This is a genomic window from Mesorhizobium sp. M0701, from assembly GCF_040320365.1.
Lineage (GTDB): Bacteria > Pseudomonadota > Alphaproteobacteria > Rhizobiales > Rhizobiaceae > Mesorhizobium.
The window spans coordinates 24572-40185 of record NZ_JAMYPO010000051.1; the positions used below are offsets into that span (position 1 = coordinate 24572).

General features: G+C 61.1%; 15 protein-coding genes. 6 read left to right on the top strand and 9 right to left on the bottom strand.

The annotated features are described in order from the left end of the window. Positions 1–3: 3 nt before the first annotated feature. Both NKI24_RS30890 and NKI24_RS30895 read right to left on the bottom strand, forming a co-directional pair. Positions 4–828, bottom strand: a complete 825-nt coding sequence (locus NKI24_RS30890; protein ID WP_352453716.1) for a DUF2189 domain-containing protein — start codon at positions 826–828, stop codon at positions 4–6. A 143-nt stretch (positions 829–971) separates the two neighbouring features. Next, positions 972–1676 carry a glutathione S-transferase family protein gene (locus NKI24_RS30895; RefSeq protein WP_352750250.1) on the bottom strand — a complete coding sequence of 235 codons (705 nt, stop codon included), beginning with the start codon at positions 1674–1676 and terminating at the stop codon, positions 972–974. Positions 1677–1781: 105 nt separating this feature from the next. Here NKI24_RS30895 and NKI24_RS30900 point away from each other — a divergent pair, with 105 nt between their 5' ends. Next, positions 1782–2144, top strand: a complete 363-nt coding sequence (locus NKI24_RS30900; RefSeq protein ID WP_352749240.1) for a winged helix-turn-helix transcriptional regulator — start codon at positions 1782–1784, stop codon at positions 2142–2144. A gap of 276 nt (positions 2145–2420) precedes the next feature. Here the strand turns inward: NKI24_RS30900 and NKI24_RS30905 are convergent, their stop codons facing one another. Beyond that, positions 2421–2870 (bottom strand): SgcJ/EcaC family oxidoreductase, encoded by a 450-nt coding sequence (locus NKI24_RS30905; protein ID WP_352749241.1) that lies wholly within the window; start codon positions 2868–2870, stop codon positions 2421–2423. Positions 2871–2932: 62 nt separating this feature from the next. Here NKI24_RS30905 and NKI24_RS30910 point away from each other — a divergent pair, with 62 nt between their 5' ends. Both NKI24_RS30910 and NKI24_RS30915 read left to right on the top strand, forming a co-directional pair. Continuing rightward, positions 2933–3385, top strand: coding sequence for a MarR family winged helix-turn-helix transcriptional regulator (locus NKI24_RS30910; protein ID WP_352750251.1), 453 nt, complete (start codon positions 2933–2935; stop codon positions 3383–3385). Between the two features lie 238 nt (positions 3386–3623). Continuing rightward, a complete protein-coding gene (locus NKI24_RS30915; RefSeq protein WP_352750252.1) occupies positions 3624–4142 on the top strand; it encodes a CAP domain-containing protein in 519 nt (172 codons plus the stop codon). A 43-nt stretch (positions 4143–4185) separates the two neighbouring features. Here the strand turns inward: NKI24_RS30915 and NKI24_RS30920 are convergent, their stop codons facing one another. From NKI24_RS30920 to NKI24_RS30940, 5 genes are all read right to left on the bottom strand, one after another. After that, positions 4186–6873 carry an EAL domain-containing protein gene (locus NKI24_RS30920; protein WP_352750253.1) on the bottom strand — a complete coding sequence of 896 codons (2688 nt, stop codon included), beginning with the start codon at positions 6871–6873 and terminating at the stop codon, positions 4186–4188. A 172-nt stretch (positions 6874–7045) separates the two neighbouring features. Beyond that, complete coding sequence (locus NKI24_RS30925) at positions 7046–8581, bottom strand: DHA2 family efflux MFS transporter permease subunit (RefSeq protein ID WP_023674328.1); 1536 nt, start codon at positions 8579–8581, stop codon at positions 7046–7048. Positions 8582–8885: 304 nt separating this feature from the next. Further along, positions 8886–10064: an HlyD family secretion protein gene (locus NKI24_RS30930; RefSeq protein WP_352750254.1), complete on the bottom strand. Its 1179-nt coding sequence runs from the start codon at positions 10062–10064 to the stop codon at positions 8886–8888. Continuing rightward, the gene (locus tag NKI24_RS30935) at positions 10061–10540 is read right to left on the bottom strand and encodes a MarR family winged helix-turn-helix transcriptional regulator (RefSeq protein ID WP_352750258.1); all 480 of its coding nucleotides are present in this window, start codon (positions 10538–10540) and stop codon (positions 10061–10063) included. The genes NKI24_RS30930 and NKI24_RS30935 overlap by 4 nt, the downstream gene beginning before the upstream one ends. A 156-nt stretch (positions 10541–10696) precedes the next feature. Beyond that, positions 10697–11605 (bottom strand): LysR substrate-binding domain-containing protein, encoded by a 909-nt coding sequence (locus tag NKI24_RS30940; RefSeq protein ID WP_352517858.1) that lies wholly within the window; start codon positions 11603–11605, stop codon positions 10697–10699. Between the two features lie 140 nt (positions 11606–11745). Here NKI24_RS30940 and NKI24_RS30945 point away from each other — a divergent pair, with 140 nt between their 5' ends. After that, positions 11746–13134, top strand: coding sequence for an FAD-binding oxidoreductase (locus tag NKI24_RS30945; protein WP_352750255.1), 1389 nt, complete (start codon positions 11746–11748; stop codon positions 13132–13134). Between the two features lie 40 nt (positions 13135–13174). On the opposite strand, the gene NKI24_RS30950 is transcribed toward NKI24_RS30945, so the two are convergent. Further along, the gene (locus NKI24_RS30950; RefSeq protein WP_352750256.1) at positions 13175–14110 is read right to left on the bottom strand and encodes a bifunctional helix-turn-helix transcriptional regulator/GNAT family N-acetyltransferase; all 936 of its coding nucleotides are present in this window, start codon (positions 14108–14110) and stop codon (positions 13175–13177) included. A gap of 217 nt (positions 14111–14327) precedes the next feature. On the opposite strand from NKI24_RS30950, the gene groES reads away from it, so the two are divergent. Together groES and groEL are read left to right on the top strand one after the other, a co-directional pair. Beyond that, the gene (gene groES, locus NKI24_RS30955; RefSeq protein WP_006203049.1) at positions 14328–14624 is read left to right on the top strand and encodes a co-chaperone GroES; all 297 of its coding nucleotides are present in this window, start codon (positions 14328–14330) and stop codon (positions 14622–14624) included. A 62-nt stretch (positions 14625–14686) separates the two neighbouring features. Then, positions 14687–15614: chaperonin GroEL (groEL, locus tag NKI24_RS30960; protein ID WP_352686991.1), on the top strand; the 928-nt coding region annotated here is incomplete at its 3' end.

Here is a 15614-nt window from a genome sequence, read left to right on the forward strand (position 1 = left end):
GTCCTACATCGGCCGCCTGACCTGCTGTGCCCGCTCCGGTTCGACCACCCTGCGGTAGAGATGCCAGGTCGCGTGGCCAAGGATGGGCATGACGACGGCAAGCCCGGCAAATAGCGGGATCGAGCCGATGACCAGGAGCACGGCGACCATCAGGCCCCACAGCGCCATCTGCAGCGGGTTTGTCATAACTGCGCGCGCCGACGTCTCGACTGCCGAGACCGCGCCGACATCGCGGTCGAGCAGCAGCGGAAAGGCGACGACAGTCGTCGCCAGCACGATCGCGGCGAAGGCGAACCCGGCCAGGTTGCCGAGCAGGATCAGCGTCCAGCCCTTGCTGGTCGTCAGCACTTCGCGAATAAAGCCGACGATAGAGGCCGGAGGCTGATTGCCGTACAGGCTGGTGTAGATCGATTGCGCGGTGAACAGCCAGAGCAGGAACAGTACCACCAGCATGATACCGATGACTGCAATCGCGGGCAGCGCCGGCGAGTGGCGCACGTCGAGCGCATGCCACCAGGATGTATCCATGCCGAACTCGCGCCGGCGGCTGATTTCGTAAAGGCCGATAGCGGCGAACGGACCGACCAAAGCGAAGCCGGACATCAGCGGATAGATGAGTTGGATGGCGTTCGAGCCCGAGGTCCACTGCGTCAGGATCAGGCCGACCACCGGATAGATCAGGCACAGGAACACATAATGCGACGGCTTGGCCCAGAAATCCTCTACGCCGAGACGGAGCGCATCGATCAGATCCTCGGTGCTGATGCGGCGCACCGTGGGCTGTACATGCATTCCACGTGCGTCCGCCATGACATGAAAGCCGGCCATAACCTTTCTCCCGTGTGTCGGGGCGGTCACCGCCAGGATGGCCGCCCGCAGCTGCCACTTCAAGAACGCCCGTATGATAGCGGATCTCGGCGTGCTTGTCGCCACCGCCCGGCGCCGGGGCGCCGGGCGGCTGAACGAACGGATTAGGCAGCGAAACGATCGATCACTTCGGCCAGCGGGACATGGCCAAGACAGGCACCCGAACCCGCCGGCTTTTCGCCACCCTCGATGGCCTGTGCGTATCGCACGGCCGGATCGGTTTCGATGCGGCGGCGGAGCGCCGCCAGTTTGGGATAAGCGGCGCCGTCGACCGCCTGGTGGAACTCCGCCCAGCGCGCCACGCCGATCAGCGTGGTATCGGCAAGCGTCAGCCGGCCGCCGACCAGGAAATCCGTGTCGAGGATCATCGCCTCGAGCTGGTCATGGCGGTTGGTAACGACCTTGCGGCCGAAATCACGCAAGGTCGCCAGCAGCACCGGTTCCGCCGATTCCATTTCATATGCGGCCCAGAGCGGGGTGAAGGCGGCGGTGAAACCGGTGTTCACGAAAGCCATTAGCTGGTGCATCCGGTCGGCCTCCGGCGAGCGAGGCTCGAAGCTGATACGGCGTTGCGTATCGCGGGCTTCGAGCCAGGCGGCAATCGCCATGGTCTCGGTGAGCACCCTGCCTTCGTCGGTGATCAACACCGGCGTTTCCTGGCGGCCGTTGATACTGGCATAGGCGTCGTTCTTCATCTCAGCGAGCATGTCGACACGACACAGGCGGTAGGGCTGTCCGAGGCGTTCAAAAGCAGCGACAAGCCCCATCGAACTTCCCAGCGGGAAGCCGTAAAGGAGAATAGGTTCCATTTCTTTCTCTCTTCCATGTTAGGGGTCACGCTGCGCAGCGAAACTTGACCCTAAACGCTGGTCGCCCCATGTAAATTACGCACTATTCTGTAACCAGGTCCCGCCATGAAAGATGTCGTCTCACGCTGCCCGATCGAGGAGACCATGCGTGTGCTCAGCGGTCGCTGGCCCACCTTGCTGCTCTATTATCTCAAGGACGGTACCAAGCGCTTCAGCGACCTGAGGCGTGACAATCCGACAGTGTCGCACCGCATCCTGGCCCTCGAACTACGCAAGCTGGAGGAAGCCGGGATCGTGCGGCGAACAGCGCATGCCGGCTATCCGCTACACGTGGATTACGACCTGACGGAGCCCGGTCTCAAGCTTGTGCCGCTCATCGACGCCCTGGGCGATTGGTGGGAAGAGACCGAGGACGATCGGGCCAGCCGGGCTATATCGCCGGAAACCAAACTCGTGGCGGCGGAATAGCCGACCGGCGATCACCGCGCCGCCAAGAACTGCCGGCGAGAGCCAGCGCTCCAAGCCGTTCATACATTAGATCCCGCAAGACCAAGGCGACCGGCTATGAGGCGCGCCATTGTGGCCGGCCAAACCGGACAACGCACGGGCCATCCAGCACCAACTCCTGTAGCATAGCTCGCCAATCCCGATCACCTGACCCGCCGTTCGATCTCATTGCCCGATCAGATCGGACTTGACTATGCTGGATGGCTGTCGCTTTCGATTCTGACGTGAATGAAGAGCCTACTTATCCTCTTGAAGTTTCTCCTGAGACTTTGCCATTTGATCGTCCCCAAGTTCCATATTGTGCATCGTTGCAATCAACCATTCATCATGATCCCGCGTCGCCACTAAGCTGATTAATCCGCGCCGACGCGGCCATTCGTTTCCCATCGGATCGAGCGCGCCAGTCATGGACCACCGCAGGTCGAGCGTGGCAACATCAGGGCGAACAAGCTTGTTCCGCACGCTTTCGGCGGATAGATGGCTGTGCTTGAACATCTTCTCAAAAATTGGGGCATGGAACTGCTCGATCTTGTCACGTCCAGTCGCCTGCATACCGAAGACGTTTGTAAACTCGGCATCTGCCGCGAATACGGCGGCAAAGGCGCGAGCATCGTGACGATTCCAAGCTTCGATCAGCCTGTGCGCGACACTTTCCACCCCTTCAGTTCGGACGTTGCCCGTAGCCATGCTGATCTCCTGTCATATAGTTCGGTTTCCATACTATATGGGCACCATATAAGTTTGGAAAGATGGATAATCAGCCATACACGCAGTCTCTGCTTCTCTATGCTTATCAATCGTCGGCGAGCGCTTTGGTCCAGGTTCTCCGGGAGAGCGGCCATTCGGCAATCAAGCCCAAACACGGCGCTGTATTCGCCAACATCGACGCGGAAGGAACCCGACCCAGCGTCCTCGCAGAGCGTGCTGGCATTGGCAAAGCATCGATGGGTGAGTTGATCGATGAACTGGAGCGCCTCGGTTATGTTCGGCGTTCGCATGATCCGAACGACCGACGGGCCAAATTAATCGTTGCAACTGATGCGGCGCTTGCGGTGATCCGGACCGTCCACGATTTCAATCAGCGTCTCGAAGACCAATACCGAAGGCTGCTTGGTGCTCAGGCGTACGAATCGCTCCGGTCGTCATTGCAAGCGATATCCCCCAGAGAAAATTTGCAACCGAGGATACCTCCCCAGCGCTAGTGAAGCCGCAAAGGTGGGGAAAAAGAAGCTCTCTGTCCGTGAAGGCCTGACTGGGTATCGAGCTCCTGGGAGTATCGAGCCCGAACAGCCGTCTGGGCGAATGCTGCCATCCGAGCAGGCCTGTTTCGATTGAGCGGTGAAATCAATCCGACAAAGTGTCATCGCGTCGAAACCATTCATCACGCATTTTCACCGCCCTGCCCGGCAAAAGCCATCATCGCGGTTATGTCAGGCGGGCATGACCGTTACGAAAATCGAAAATTATGAGGCCCAACCAAGCCTAAGCAGGCGCGTGCTGCTCAGAGCTGCCGGCCTTGGCGCCCTTGCCGGGCTCACCGCCTGCGCAACCGCCGTGCTGCCAATCGGCGATAGCGCCGGCGTCTCTGCTTCCGCCGCCGGCACCCTGGCCGGCATCCGCGCTTCGGCGGGTCTGGGGCCGCTCGCCCCCGATGCCCGGCTCGAGCAGGCGGCGCTCCAGCAGGCCGGATACATGGCGCGCGGCGGCCGAATGAACCACACCACCGGCTGGGGCAGGGACTTTGCCTCGCGCGTCAAAGACAATGGCATTGCCGGCGCTGCCGCCGAAAATATTGCCGAAGGCCGCTTCGACCAGCAGAAGCTGTTCGATATCTGGGTGCATTCGCCAGGCCACCGCCGCAACATGCTCGACCCGCGCTTCACCCGCTTCGGCCTCGCCTATGTGCGCGACGGCCGCGACAGCACGCTTCGCTACTGGTGCCTTGTGCTCGGCAGATAACTTCCACCATTTGGACGGCGGAAGCCTGCTGGCGACCGATCCGTCAGTCTTTGCGGCCGCCGCCGAGCAATTCCTCGATGTCCTGCGCACAAACCGGCCTGCTGAAATGGTAGCCCTGCATTTCGTCGCAATTGTTCCTGCGCAGGAAAGCCACCTGATCATCTGTCTCAACGCCCTCGGCGATGACCCTCAGGTTGAGATTTTGCCCCAATGAAATCACCGCGCTGGCCACAGCCTGATCGTTCTCGTCGGCGGCGAGATCCTTGATGAAGGACTTGTCGATCTTCAGCCGCGCCACGGGAAAGGTCTTGAGTGCGCTGAGGCTGGAATAGCCGGTGCCGAAATCATCGATCGAGATCTGGACACCCAGGCTTTGCAGGGCGTTCATGGTGGCGACCGCCAGCTCGATATCCTGCATGATAAGGCTCTCGGTCACCTCCAGCTCGAGATACCTGGCCTCCAGGCCGCTGTCCTTCAGCGCGCTGACGATGCGATCGATCAGGTTGCGCTCCCTGAATTGCCGCGCCGACACATTCACGCAAACGGTCAAGGGCGGCAGTCCTGCGTCTTGCCAGGCTTTGTTCTGCCGGCACGCCTCATGCAGAACCCAGTCGCCGATCGGTACGATCAGACCTGTCTCCTCGGCGGTCGGGATGAACATCGTCGGCATTACCGTGCCAAGCGTTGGGTGGTTCCAGCGTATCAGCGCCTCGACCGCAAAAACCCGACCTGACCGAAGGTCCACCTGCGGTTGGTAGAGCAGCGTGAATTCCGAACGCGCCAAGGCGTTTCGCAACTCTTCCTGAAGCACGAATTTTTCATGCGCCCTGGTGTTGAACTCCGGAGCGTAAAACTGGAAATTATCGCGGCCGAATTCCTTGGCGCGATACATGGCCGCGTCGGCATTTGCCAGCAGCGTGTCGGGATCCGTCCCATCCTTGGGATAGTTGGCAATGCCGATGCTGGCCGTCGCCCGCACAAGATGCGCTCCGAGCTGAACCGGTTCGGCGAGTGCAGCCCTGAGCTTTTGCAAGGTCTCAGAAACGAGATCGACGTTCGCCGGCTGGTCGAAAAGCACGACGACGAATTCGTCGCCGCCAAGCCGCACGACGGTATCGGTCGCCCGGACGCAGTCGACCATGCGACTTGCGACGGTCTTCAGAAGCTCGTCGCCGGCATTGTGGCCGAGCGTGTCGTTGACGAATTTGAAATTGTCCAGATCGATGAACACCACCGTCACCCAGCGATCGTATCGCTGGGCGTACAAGACCGCCTGTGAAAGCCGGTCCTCCAACAAGGCGCGATTGGGAAGCCCGGTCAGCACGTCATGATTGGCCATGAAGTGGATCCGGTCTTCGGCCTGTTTGCGTTCGATGGCGATCCCGGCGATGCGCGTGGTGAAATCGATTAGGCGGGTCTCGGCCTCGGTCGGCTCGCGCACCGTCATAGAATACATCGCAAAGACGCCGAGCACGGCGCCCTGATGCGACAGGATCGGCGTCGACCAGCATGAACGCAAACCGTGTGGCCGCGCGAGTTCGCGATAGTCCTGCCAAAGCGGATCCTGCATGATGTCAGCGACAATCACCGGCTCGCGCCGATAGACTGCGGTACCGCAAGACCCTGCCCTTGGGCCTACCGCGGCGCCGTCGACGGCGTCGGTGTAGTCTCTCGCCAGGCTCGGCGCGGCGGCGTGGCGCAAGTGGCTGCCATCCTTGTCGAGCAGCAAGACCGAACCGAATATCCCCGCCAGTTGGGACTCGACCAGACGCATGAGCCGCTCGAGCACGTCTTCGAGGGGAGCGCTCTTTGCGATCATCTCGAGGATATGCGCCTGCCCGTCGCGAAGGATTTCGGCCTGCTTGCGCGCAGTGATGTCGCGGGCAATGCCGACGAGGCCGAAAATGTTGTTCTGAACGTTGCGCAACGGCAGTTTCGTAGACAGGAACCATTTGCCGGTGCCTGACGCATCGATGACGAACTCCTCCTCGTCGATCATCGGTTGTCCGTCGCGCATCAGTTGCTGCTCGATGAGGCGAAATTTCTGCGCAAGATCCGGCGCGTGAAGGTCGAAGTCGCTCAGACCGATCATGTCGCTCGTGCTGTCTCGACCGCTGTCGGACGCAATGGCTCGGTTGGCGACGACGAAGCGGCTTTCGGTGTCCTTCACCCACATGTAGTCAGGCACCAGGTCGATCAGCGTCTGCAAGGAGATACGCTCGTCGACGACCAAGCGGTTGGCGCTGAGCTCGCTGATGTCCTCATGCGTGGCCACCCAGCCGCCGTCAGGCATCGGCTGATGGCAGACCTGAATTATCCGGCCATCGGCGAGCTCGGCTGTCCAGTTCCCCGAAGCCGCGCCCGAATTGACTGCCCGGGCCAACGCCAGATAAGCGTCCGCATTCATTGCCGAGGTTCCGACAGCGACGCGCCGCTCGACGATTTCGCGCAGCGCCGCACCCGGCTGCAATTGCTCCGGTGCAAGGCGATAGATTTCCGCATAGCGTCGATTGCACAGGATCAGCCGTTCATCGGCATCAAAGAAACAGATGCCTTGCGAGATGTTCTCTATCGCGGTCTGGAACCGCAGTGCCTGGTCCTGAAGTGCCGCAATCGTGGCGCGAAGCTCGCGCTCGAGGGCCTCATATGAGGCAGTCGCCAGTTGTGCCAGCGTCGTCAAATTTGCGGATTCGGGCGCGTCGGCGGTTTGCCTGGATGACTTCGTGGCCAAACACAATTCCTCCCGCTGATGCTTGAGGCAAGCAAAGGAGGCTCGCCTTCAACCCAAAAGCGACTGCATATTGGTCCGGATATACTAATGGCAGGTGAACCTGGCTCAACGCCGACGCTACCGGCAAGGCAACGGAAGCCGTGAGCCGGTCGCGGTGCCGGAGCCGTGAGACTTAGTCCATATGCGCGGCAGGCGCGCCACCGGCGGGCGGCGCAGCCTTTGGCTTGCGCAGCAGGAAAACAAAGGGGACAGCAAGCAGTGTCATCATCATCAGCAGCTTGAAGTCATTGACGTAGGAGATCATCATCGCCTGGATATTGACCATGCGATCCATCAGCGACAGCGCCGTCGGATCGCCGCCCGCCGCTGCCGGCGATGCCGCCCAGAGGTTGGGATTGAACGGATTGATATAGGCCGAGAGCTCGGCGTGGTTGATCTGCGTGTTGCGTACCAGCAGAACCGTCACCACCGATACGCCGATCGACGAGCCAAGATTGCGCACCAGGCTGAACAGCGCCGTTGCATCGGTGCGGAAACGTGCGTCGAGCGTGGCGAAAGCCACGGTGGACAGCGGCACGAACACCATTCCCATTCCAAGGCCCTGGATGACGCCGGAGCTGAGGATAAGCCAGTTGTCCATCTGCGGCGAAAAGCTCGACATCGTGTAGAGCGATTGCGCGGTCAGCAGGAAGCCAATGACGACGAGGATCCTGGCATCGATCCTGTGCATGATCCGCCCGACGAACAGCATCGCGATCATCGTGCCGACACCGCGCGGCCCCAGGACGACGCCGATGGTGAGGGTCGGATAGCCGAAGATGGTCGACAGCATTGGCGGCAGCAGCGACATGCTCGCCAGGATGAGCACGCCCATGACAAAGATGAACGCCAGCCCGGTGACGAAATTGCGATCGAGGAAGATCTTGGGGTCGATAAAGGGGTGCTCCGCCGTCAACGTATGTATGGTGAATACCCAGAAGCCGGTGATGGAAAGACCAAGCTCGATCCATATCTCGATCGAGGAAAACCAGTCGACCTCGCCGCCGCGATCGAGCATCAGCTGCAGCGCGCCGACACCGAGCGAGAGCATGGTGAAGCCGAAGAAATCGAAGCTGCGCACCCGCCGGGCGACGCTGGGAAGATATGCGGCCATGCCGAGGAAGGCGATGATGCCGACCGGCAGGTTGATGAAGAACACCCAGCGCCAGTTGAAATTCTCGGTCAGCCAGCCACCCAGCGTCGGGCCAAGGATCGGTCCCAGCATGATGCCGGCGCCCCAGATAGCCATGGCCTGGCCGTGGCGTTCCCTGGGGTTGATGTCGAGCAGGAAGGTCTGCGACAGCGGCACGATGGCCGCGCCGAACACGCCTTGCATGAGCCGGAACAAAACGATGGTCTCAAGGCTCCAGGCGATGCCGCACAGCATTGAAAAGACGGTGAAACCGACCACGGCCGTCAGGAACAGCTCCTTGCGACCGAAGCGGTCGGCCAGCCAGCCGGTCACCGGCGTCATGATCGCGGCGGCAACGATGTAGGAGGTCAACACCCAGTTGATGTTGTCGGGGGAGGCGCCGAGATCGCCGGTCATGGTCGGCAGCGCAACGTTGGCGATCGTCGTGTCGAGCGCCTGCATGATCGTCGCAAGCATGAGCGCAACTGTGATCAGGCCGCGGTGCGGTACTTCGCGAAAGGGTTCTGGGCTGCTCATGAGCTAAAACTTCCAGCAGGTAACAAAAACGTGTACATTAGGTTTCCGGACGGCGAGGCCCCGCTGTAGAGAGACCCTCATCGCGGTGGGACGCGAGCATCGATGTGGGGGTTACATCGACTGAGCGTCTCGACAAAGCGGGCGCCTGCCGCCCGGAAACCTGAGGACCGAAGATCCTGCGCGGCGTTGTCTGCTCAGGCAGGCTACAGCGCAGCCCGTCTACGCATTCAACTTTTCCTGCGCCTCCCTCGGACCAATCCTGCATCCATCTCGCTGTTTGCTATGCGGCCGCTACCAGGCCTCTTTACCTGGCCTCGCCTGCCGTGGCGCGGCGGAAAATGCTCGGCAGGCCGCGGGAAACGCCGGTGTCCACCGTGACGGTCGCGCTCATGCCGGTGCGCAGCGCCGCCTTGGCGTCGGCATCGGTCAATTCCAGGCGGACCGGAATGCGCTGCGTGACCTTGACCCAGTTGCCGGTAGCGTTCTGCGCGGGCAGCAGCGAGAACTCGGCGCCGGTGCCGGCGCCGATCGCCTTGACGGTGGCTTCGAACGTCTTGCCCGGATAAGTATCGACCATGATTTCGGCCTTCTGGCCGGGTTTCATGTTGGTGAGCTGGGTTTCCTTGAAATTGGCGTCGACCCAGGTGTCGCCGGTCTCGACCAGCGAAAACAGCGGCGTGCCCGAACCGACATACTGGCCGACCTTGAACGAAGCGGCCTGGCTGATGATGCCGTCGGCAGGTGCCTTGACCGTGGTCTGGACCAGATCGTAGGCCGCCTTGTCGCGTGCGGCGAGCGCCGCCATTACCGTTGGATGCTTGTCGGTCTCGACGTCGGGATTGCCGCCAAGTGCCGCCTTGGCGCTGACGATCCCTTGCTGGGCCACGGCCAGCTGCTGCTTCGCCTTGTCGAGGTCGTTCTTGGCTTCGTCCAGAGACGACTTGGCGTTGATGCCCTTCTGGGCAAGGTCGGCGGCGCGGTTATATTGCGACTGCGCGTACTGGACCTGGCTTTCGTCGGACTTCTCCTGCGCCAGCGCCTGGCTGTAGGCCGCACGCAGCTGCTCGACATTGAGCCGTGCGCCGGCCACCGCCGCGTCGGCCTGGGCCAATGCGATCCGGTAGGGCTCGGGATCGATAGCGAACAACACGTCGCCCTGCTTGACAGACTGGTTGTCGAAAATGTCGACCTGAACGATGCGGCCCGCCGTATCGGCGGCTATCGACACCTTGGCCTGCTGCAGATTGGCGTTCTCGGTCTCCTGATAGCGGCCGCCGGTCACCCAGACATAGCTGCCGCCGGCGATCAACGCAGCGGGCAGCACAAACATCAAAAGGAAGCGGCCGGCACGGCGCTTCTTCGTCGGCGCCACCGGCGCCGGAGCTATCTGCGGAGCGACCGTTACCGGAGCTGCCGCCGGCTTCGCGGGAGCTTCCATCTCCAGCTTGGCCGCATTCTCACCTAGTTTGGCTACCGCGTTCATGTTGCTGCGCCTTCCGTATTCTTCACTTTTTCCGGGGGCGGCGTCTCACCATCTGCAAGATTCTGCACCATTGTCTCTAGCGCCCTAACCAGGACGCGGCGATCTTCCGGCGAAACGCCAACGAGCGATTCCTCATAAACCTCGCCGGCAAGGCTCTTGACATGGGTGTAGGCCGCGTTCGCCTTGGCGGTCGGGAAAATCATGCGCACTCGCCTGTCGGTTGCGTCGGAACGGCGCTCGATCCAGCCGCCCTCCTCCATGCGATCGACAAGACGCGAGACACTGATCGGCTCGATTTCGAGAAGCTCGGCAAGCCGCGCCTGCGCGACACCCGCCTCCTTGGCGACACGTACCAGAAGCCGCCATTGCGCCGAAGAAAGGCCGAAACCACTGGCGCGCGCCTCGAAGCGCTTGCGCATCAGGCGCTGCACGTCGTGGATCAAAAAGCCCAATCTGTCGATGCCGTCGGAAACCATGAGCGACATATATAATAAGCGTGCTCATAATTCAAGGAGCCGGATTGTGCCAGAAGCCGGCAAGTGTGCATGGCAGTCGGTGCAGGGCGATCGTGGTTAGCAATTTATTACGCCGGGCGCTTGTGACGAGCATGCAGAAGATCGGCGTTCAGATGCTCAGACTATCGATCTCATCCAGGCGGAAAACGCTTCGATATGCGCTTGTCGGGGGTGATTGGCTACGCAGGCAAGGTAAAAGCCATAGCCTGGCAGACAGAGATCATGTGCCTTGACTAGCCTGCCAGCCTCGAGTTCGCCACTGACGACCACATCGCTGCAGATAGCGATACCTTGGCCTGCCGCTACCGCGTCAATCGCGTGCAGCTCTTCGCGGAAGCTTAGATCCCATGCCTGGTTGGCATTGGGGATGCTGGGATCGATCGAGCGTGCGATCGCCAGCCATCGTTGCCAAGTCGGCGCTTCCGGGTCGCGGTTCGTCCAATTGAAATGGATGAGCGGGTATTGCAGCAGATCGGCGGCGCGCTCGATCTGTCGGTCGCCTCCTGCGAACAGCTCCGGGCTGCATACCGGAAAGAATGCGTCCCGAAAAATTTCCTGCGCGGGAACATCCCGCGGCATCCTGCGCGCATAGCGGATCGCGACGTCGGCGTCACCGGCTCGCAGGTCCAGAACGGCGTCTGTCCCGATGATCTCCAGTGGAATGTTCGGATGCTGTTCGCGCCACTTCGACAGGCGCGGAACCAGCCATCGGCTGGCAAATGCATTTGGGCTCGTCACGCGCAACGGGCGTTGGCCAACTCCGGCCGAGGCTGATGCTATTGCCGCAGCGAAAGCGTCGAAGCCGCTGCAAATTACCGGGAATAGCCGTTCGCCCACGCCTGTGAGCACGAGCGGTCGTGGGCGCCGCCGGAACAGCAGTTGCCCACAGACCTCCTCCAGCAATCGAATCTGGTGGCTGATGGCCGTTGGCGTCACTCCGAGTTCCGTCGCGGCCTTCCTGAAGCTCATCAGCCTGGCAGCGGCTTCGAAGGCGCGAAGCGACCCGAGCGGCGGAAGTTTTCTCATCCAGGCAGTTTAGATGAATTTAGCTCATCCAGCGACTGAGATATTCGATTTTGCAGCGAATGGCGCCGCATGAGATCATCATGATCCGGTGAACGACAGCGGCCTGTCCAACCGTGCTGGATCACGAAGGGTATCCCTCGATGAGCATGTTCAAGCTTATAGACGGTTCCGAGCCGACGTTGCAGGCGCCAGATATCGCCCGGCTCAGGCAGGCGATTAGCGGCGATCTGATCCTTGCGGACGATCCTGGCTATGACCAAGCGCGCAGAGTTTGGAATGGCATGGTCGATAAGAGGCCGGCGGCTGTCTTCTATTGCGCCGAATCCAGCGATGTCGTCACGGCCGTCAACTTCGCCCGATCGCAAGGCTTCCTCGTCGCCGTCCGAGGCGGTGGTCATAACGTCGCCGGCAGTTCGGTATGCGACGGCGGCTTGGTGATCGATGTGTCACGCATGAAGCGGATCGAAGTCGACCCGATCCGCCGTGTTGCGCGCGCAGAAGCCGGCCTGAACCTGGGCGAGTTCGACGCAGCCACACAGGTCCATGGTCTTGCGACGACCATGGGTGTCAACGCGGATACCGGCATAGCCGGACTGACACTCGGCGGCGGGTTCGGCAAGCTTGGCCGTAAACATGGACTGAGCTGCGACAACCTTGTCGCTGTCGAAATCGTGACGGCGGACGGCCGGTTGCTCACGGCAAACGCGGCCGAAAATGCAGATTTGTTCTGGGGCATTCGGGGCGGCGGCGGCAATTTCGGAATAGTCACCACCTTCGAATATAAGCTCCATCCCGTGGGTCCGCTCCTCATCGCGGGATCGATGCTATACCGCTACGCAGAGGCACGCGAAGCGATGCGGTTCTATCGTGCGTTCTCGAGCGGCGCCCCGGATGAGCTGAGCCTGGATGCAGCACTTGTGACGGCGCCCTCGGGCGAACGCTTCTTCAGCATATCGGCGTGCTACATCGGCCCACTCGACGAAGGCCAGCAAATCATTCAACCTCTGAGAGAGTATGGCACGCCAGTTGAGCGCCGGATTGCTCCTGTCCCCTATCTTCAAATCCAATCGGCCGGGGACAGCCTCTTTCCGCGCGGGCGGCGCTACTACTGGAAGGCGCAGTTCATGCGCGAAATCACAGATCAGGCGATCGATACCATGCTTGCGGCTTACATGACTGCACCCAGCGAATCGCTTCTAGTCCTGCAGCAGGTTGGCGGCGCCATCTCGCGAGTACCGATGGACGGAACGCCCTACGCCAACAGAGATGCACTTTACGATTGCTTCCCGATATCGATCTGGGACAATCCGTCTGACGACGAAACGCACATCCGATGGGCGCGCGACCTGTGGGATGCAATGAGACCGTTCTCGACCGGCGGCGTCTATGCGAATAATCTCGGCGAAGAAGGCACTGATCGGGTTCTGGCGGCTTACGGCGAGAATTATCCGAGGTTGGCCGCACTAAAGAACAAGTATGATCCCACCAATTTCTTTCGCTTGAACCAAAACATTAAGCCTGCGACCTGAGCGACCGCCCCAGGCCGATGCTCGAAATTCTGCGGCGCTGCTACAGCTCCAAATTCCAGTTCTGGCCGACCAGATCCTTGCCGAAGGAATGGTGGCGCTCCTCGTTGGTCAATTTAAAGCCCGCAGCCTCATAGATGTGGCGAGCGGCGGCGAGCACGCCGTTGGTCCACAGCGTCAGTGTCCTGTAACCCCTGGCGCGGGAGAAGCCGATACATTCCTCGACCAGCCGCTTGCCGATGCCGAGGCCGCGCGCCGAAGGCTCGACATAGAGCAGGCGCAACTTCGCCACCGCGTCCGACTGGCGCACGACGAAGACGGAGCCGACGACCTCGCCTTGCCGCTCGGCGATCCAGCTGCGTTCCCATTTCGGATCGAAGGATTTGACGAATGTGCCGAGGATTTCGGCGACCAGTGCTTCATAGGTTTCGTCCCAGCCATATTCCTGCGCGTAGAGCAGGCCCTGGCGATGAATGATCCAGCCGATGTCGCCGACTTGCAGAGGCCGCAGCATATAGGGAATTTTGGGCTCGGCGCTTCCGCCCAGCAGAAGCTGCACCGTCTGCATGGCCTTGACCAGCCTGTCCTGTTCGGCAACCGAAAGCCGTTCGAGCAAAGCCGCGACCTGGTCGTGCGAACCCTGGTTCAGCGGCGCGAAGGCCTGCCGCCCGGCCTTGGTCAGCGCGATCGACGAGCGCCGCGCATCCGCCTCGATCGTGGCGCGCTCGACCAGATCACGCTCCTCGAACTTCTTCAGCAGCCGGCTGAGATAACCGGCATCGAGGCCGAGATCGCGCGCAAGGTCGGTGGCGGTCAGGCCATCGCGATGCGCCAGCTCATAGAGCACCCGCGCCTCGGTCAGCGAGAAGGTGCTTTTCAGCAGCCCTTCGTCGAGCAGCCCGATCTGGCGGGTGTAGAAGCGGTTGAAGGCTCGCACCGCGTCGATCCGCTCCTTGCCTGGGTGATGATAAATGGTCATGGCATCCTCCTCCCGGCAAGATCAGCGATTTAGTTGACTTAGTCAAGTATCCGTTTGAAGCAATTGTCCTGATGATGCTCACCGGACGCCTTGACTCGCGCGAGTTGCCAGCCTATTTCAGCGCCACGTTAGCACTCCCCCAAGATGAGTGCTAACCACATGTCCGGCGCCGCCGGACGGAGGAACTGTTCTCACCATTCTCATCGAGGAATAAAAAATGGCAAAGTCGAAGTTCCGCCCGCTTCATGACCGCGTGGTCGTTCGTCGGGTCGAATCCGAATCCAAGACCGCGGGCGGGATCATCATCCCCGATACGGCTAAGGAAAAGCCGCAGGAAGGCGAGATCATCGCCGTCGGTTCCGGCGCCCGCGACGAAGCCGGCAAGCTCGTCCCGCTGGACGTCAAGGCCGGTGACCGCATCCTGTTCGGCAAGTGGTCGGGCACTGAAGTCAAGCTCAATGGCGAAGACCTTCTGATCATGAAGGAATCCGACATCATGGGCATCATCGGCTGAATATCGGCCTCACCCTCGTTTAAATCTTCGGGCTCAATCCAAGCCCCTGCCAGGAGCTAAAAATGGCTGCCAAAGACGTAAAATTCTCCCGTGACGCTCGTGAGCGCATGCTGCGCGGCGTCAACATCCTCGCCGACGCGGTGAAGGTCACGCTCGGCCCCAAGGGCCGCAACGTCGTCATCGACAAGTCGTTCGGCGCACCGCGCATCACCAAGGACGGCGTCACCGTCGCCAAGGAAATCGAGCTTGAGGACAAGTTCGAAAACATGGGCGCGCAGATGGTCCGCGAAGTTGCTTCGAAGACCAACGACATCGCCGGCGACGGCACCACCACGGCGACCGTTCTGGCACAGTCGATCGTCCAGGAAGGCCACAAGTCGGTTGCCGCCGGCATGAACCCGATGGACCTCAAGCGCGGCATCGACCTCGCCGTCGCCGACGTCGTCGCGACGCTGATCAAGAACGCCAAGAAGATTAAGACCTCGGAAGAGGTTGCCCAGGTCGGCACCATCGCCGGCAATGGCGACGTGTCGGTCGGCTCGATGATCGCGGAAGCGATGCAGAAGGTCGGCAATGAGGGCGTCATCACCGTCGAGGAAGCAAAGACCGCCGAGACCGAGCTTGAAGTCGTTGAAGGCATGCAGTTCGACCGCGGCTATCTCTCGCCCTACTTCGTCACCAACGCCGAGAAGATGGTTGCGGATCTGGAAGACGCCTACATTCTTCTCCACGAGAAGAAGCTCTCCAACCTGCAGGCCATGCTGCCGATCCTCGAGGCCGTCGTGCAGACCTCGAAGCCGCTGGTCATCATCTCGGAAGATGTCGAAGGCGAGGCCCTGGCCACGCTGGTCGTCAACAAGCTGCGCGGTGGCCTGAAAATCGCCGCCGTCAAGGCGCCGGGCTTTGGTGATCGCCGCAAGGCCATGCTGGAAGACATCGCCATCCTCACCGGTGGCCAGGTCATTTCCGAAGACCTCGGCATCAAGCTCG

Bases quoted from the DNA above. Each gene is read 5' to 3' on its own strand.
- NKI24_RS30890 (WP_352453716.1), bottom strand. From the start codon at position 828: ATGGCCGGCTTTCATGTCATGGCGGACGCACGTGGAATGCATGTACAG.
- NKI24_RS30895 (WP_352750250.1), bottom strand. From the start codon at position 1,676: ATGGAACCTATTCTCCTTTACGGCTTCCCGCTGGGAAGTTCGATGGGG.
- NKI24_RS30900 (WP_352749240.1), top strand. From the start codon at position 1,782: ATGAAAGATGTCGTCTCACGCTGCCCGATCGAGGAGACCATGCGTGTG.
- NKI24_RS30905 (WP_352749241.1), bottom strand. From the start codon at position 2,870: ATGGCTACGGGCAACGTCCGAACTGAAGGGGTGGAAAGTGTCGCGCAC.
- NKI24_RS30910 (WP_352750251.1), top strand. From the start codon at position 2,933: ATGGATAATCAGCCATACACGCAGTCTCTGCTTCTCTATGCTTATCAA.
- NKI24_RS30915 (WP_352750252.1), top strand. From the start codon at position 3,624: ATGACCGTTACGAAAATCGAAAATTATGAGGCCCAACCAAGCCTAAGC.
- NKI24_RS30925 (WP_023674328.1), bottom strand. From the start codon at position 8,581: ATGAGCAGCCCAGAACCCTTTCGCGAAGTACCGCACCGCGGCCTGATC.
- NKI24_RS30930 (WP_352750254.1), bottom strand. From the start codon at position 10,064: ATGAACGCGGTAGCCAAACTAGGTGAGAATGCGGCCAAGCTGGAGATG.
- NKI24_RS30935 (WP_352750258.1), bottom strand. From the start codon at position 10,540: ATGGTTTCCGACGGCATCGACAGATTGGGCTTTTTGATCCACGACGTG.
- NKI24_RS30940 (WP_352517858.1), bottom strand. From the start codon at position 11,605: ATGAGAAAACTTCCGCCGCTCGGGTCGCTTCGCGCCTTCGAAGCCGCT.
- NKI24_RS30945 (WP_352750255.1), top strand. From the start codon at position 11,746: ATGAGCATGTTCAAGCTTATAGACGGTTCCGAGCCGACGTTGCAGGCG.
- NKI24_RS30950 (WP_352750256.1), bottom strand. From the start codon at position 14,110: ATGACCATTTATCATCACCCAGGCAAGGAGCGGATCGACGCGGTGCGA.
- groES (WP_006203049.1), top strand. From the start codon at position 14,328: ATGGCAAAGTCGAAGTTCCGCCCGCTTCATGACCGCGTGGTCGTTCGT.